A 2,618-nucleotide genomic window follows, 5' to 3' on the forward strand; every position below is an offset into this window, starting at 1 on the left:
GTGGATATGCTCAACCGGATGGAAGAGACTGGCGTAACCCGTGACCAGTTTATTCTTGAGGTCTTGCGAGGAGTTCAGGATGGTTCACCGGATAAGGCATACCTAGTTGTTTAGTCCCGGATGATCACATTTCCCCTCGTCGATCTGCGCTTTTCATGGCACGATCGGTTTTGAGGGACATTCGGGACGGGGCGAGAACATGCTGATTCATCTTCATAGCCAAGCGACGACGACGCCCAAGGTGCGGGCGGCGATCCAGGCGAGCGAGGAGGTCGGCACGGTTCTGTCCGAGCGTTTCGGAGTGACGCCCCAGACGATCTACAAGTGGCGCAAGCGCGACAGTGTCGCGGATCGCAGCCACACGCCGCACCGGCTGCAAACCACTCTGACGCCAGCCCAAGAGGCCGTGGCTGTGGCGCTGCGCAAGACGCTTCTGGTCTCGCTCGATGACCTGCTGGCCGTGGTGCGGGAGTTCCTGAACCCGCATGTCTCGCGCTCGGGGCTGGACCGTTGCCTGCGTCGGCATGGCGTCGGCAACCTGCGCGACCTGCAGGCCAAGGCGGCGCGGCCGAGGCGCAGCGGCTTCAAGGCCTACGAGCCCGGCTACATCCACATCGACGTGAAGTATCTGCCTCAAATGGCTGACGAAACCTCACGCCGCTATCTGTTCGTCGCCATTGACCGCGCCACACGCTGGGTCTTCATTCGCGTCTTCAAGGCCAAAACCGCGGCCAATGCCCGGCGCTTTCTGCGCGACCTGCAACGCGCCTGCCCGATCCGCATCCGCACCATTCTGACCGATAACGGGAAGGAGTTCACCGATCGCCTCTTCGGCCTGCGCAAGCGCGCCGCGACGGGCGAGCACGAGTTCGACAAACTTTGCGTCGAACTGAGCATCGAACACCGCCTGACCCCGCCAAAATCGCCCCAGACGAACGGCATGGTCGAGCGCTTCAACGGCCGGATCGAGGAGGTGCTTCAAAGCCACCATTTCCGATCCGGCGAGGAACTGGAAACCACGCTGCACCGCTATGTCTGGCTCTACAACCAGCAGCTCCCGCAGTCAGCCCTCGGCAGCAAGTCGCCCTTGCAAACGATGAAGGACTGGCACAAACTCAAGCCGCAGCTGTTCAGGAAACAGCCATACTACCTTCCGGGATGTGACACCTAGCCAAACTCGATATCACAAAGATCCTCCCGCGTGCGACGGCAATCGCAGATGGAGTTGCCGGTTACGTCCATCCGGCAAAACGTATCATCCAGCGCAACCGTGCAATGGCGCTGGGAATCCCACCGATGACGCCGCTTCGCCGTGAGTGGCACGAGCTTCGGTTCGGTGGCGATCTGGTTTGGTCAGATGACCGATACCGCTTGCGGGATTATAAACTGCGCAAAACCCGGCACCGCAACGGGCGCGAGACCTACCCGGGTTCCATTCACCCCAGCGTTCAGCATTTCGTCGATGCAAGGTTATTGCAGGATGACGATCCGAAATATCTCAACACGCTTCGCGCAAAGGCCGAAGCAGAGGAATGGCCGCTCTTCGAACACCCGGACGGCGGCAAAGTGTCGGAGAACTATGTCTCGCAGGTCTGGTCAGCAGAGTTCGGCACCGGCGCGCATATCTGTCGCTCGGTTGTCTACGATATCGTCTTTGCCATAAGCGAAGATGCCACCAGAGCCGGGATGCTCCTAAACGACCACACGTCCCGCCAAGCCCGCGTGAAATACACGGGCGACCAGGCCAAAGCCGCGGCAATGGCCGCAGCATCGGCCGAACTCGACGGGATCATGGAAGCGTTTGTGGATGACGGTTAGGCGCTGTGAGGCGCCGTAGATGTGTCGGATACCATCGCCGAGCTCGACCCAGGGTTGGTCCATGCCGGCGGCCACACCGATGGCCTCGATGTCAGCCAAGCCGAGATCGCGACGCTGGCCGAGAGCCTGCGCAATGCCGGGCAGAAGGTGCCGATCCTGGCGCGCCCGCATCCCGCGAAGCCAGGCGAGTACGAGATCGTCGCCGGCCAGCGACGCCTTGCTGCCTGCCATCTCGCTGGGATGAAAGTGCGCGCGGAGATCGAGGAACTCAACGATGCCGCCCCGTCATGGATCAGGCAATCGAGAACATTGCGCGCAAGGACCTGACCTATATCGAGCGCGCATGGTCGACGAGGCCGTGCTCGACGCCGCAGATATCGACACCGCCTTCTCCTGCGGAAAGACGGACAAATCACGGTACCTGAACTCGAGGACCCAATCGTCCTGCAAGCCATGCCCGGCAACCTCTCCGCCTATCTCTCGCAGGCGCAGGAGGATCGCGCCGACTACGTGGTGATTGATACGCCACCCCATGCCGGCGGCACCATCGACGCGGCGATCCGCGCGGCGGACCTGGTTGTTGTTCCCATTCGGCCCGGCCCTTTCGACATCAAAGCGGCGGCTGGCACCGTGGAAATCTTGAAGAAGGCCGGACGTCCAGGCCTTTTCGTCTTGAGTCAGGCTCCGGCCGTGGGCTCTGAAGCCGACGACACTGCCGCCGTGTTGCAGGACCTGTACCCGGACGTGCCGGTGGCCAAGGCGCGGCTCGGCCAGCGCAAGGCGTTCATGCAGGCACTGGT

At 61.9% G+C, this 2,618-nt stretch carries 4 protein-coding genes; all 4 read left to right on the top strand.

Annotated features, from left to right (window positions below; translation table 11 throughout):
* The first annotated feature begins 199 nt into the window (after nt 1-199).
* Complete coding sequence (locus ACESL9_RS17840) at nt 200-1,171, top strand: IS481 family transposase (protein WP_372675415.1); 972 nt, start codon at nt 200-202, stop codon at nt 1,169-1,171.
* 125 nt (nt 1,172-1,296) lie between these two features.
* The gene (locus tag ACESL9_RS17845; protein ID WP_372675416.1) at nt 1,297-1,818 is read left to right on the top strand and encodes a hypothetical protein; all 522 of its coding nucleotides are present in this window, start codon (nt 1,297-1,299) and stop codon (nt 1,816-1,818) included.
* 21 nt (nt 1,819-1,839) lie between these two features.
* Nucleotides 1,840-2,145: a ParB/RepB/Spo0J family partition protein gene (locus tag ACESL9_RS17850; protein ID WP_372675417.1), complete on the top strand. Its 306-nt coding sequence runs from the start codon at nt 1,840-1,842 to the stop codon at nt 2,143-2,145.
* Between the two features lie 126 nt (nt 2,146-2,271).
* A partial coding sequence (locus ACESL9_RS17855; protein WP_372675418.1) for an AAA family ATPase occupies nt 2,272-2,618 on the top strand: 347 nt, incomplete at its 3' end.

This window comes from Aquicoccus sp. (assembly GCF_041686535.1).
In the GTDB taxonomy this organism is placed as follows: Bacteria; Pseudomonadota; Alphaproteobacteria; order Rhodobacterales; family Rhodobacteraceae; genus Aquicoccus.

What these genes read in the sequence shown, in the direction of transcription:
- ACESL9_RS17845 (WP_372675416.1), top strand. Translation starts at nt 1,297, where the DNA reads ATGACGCCGCTTCGCCGTGAGTGGCACGAGCTTCGGTTCGGTGGCGAT.
- ACESL9_RS17840 (WP_372675415.1), top strand. Translation starts at nt 200, where the DNA reads ATGCTGATTCATCTTCATAGCCAAGCGACGACGACGCCCAAGGTGCGG.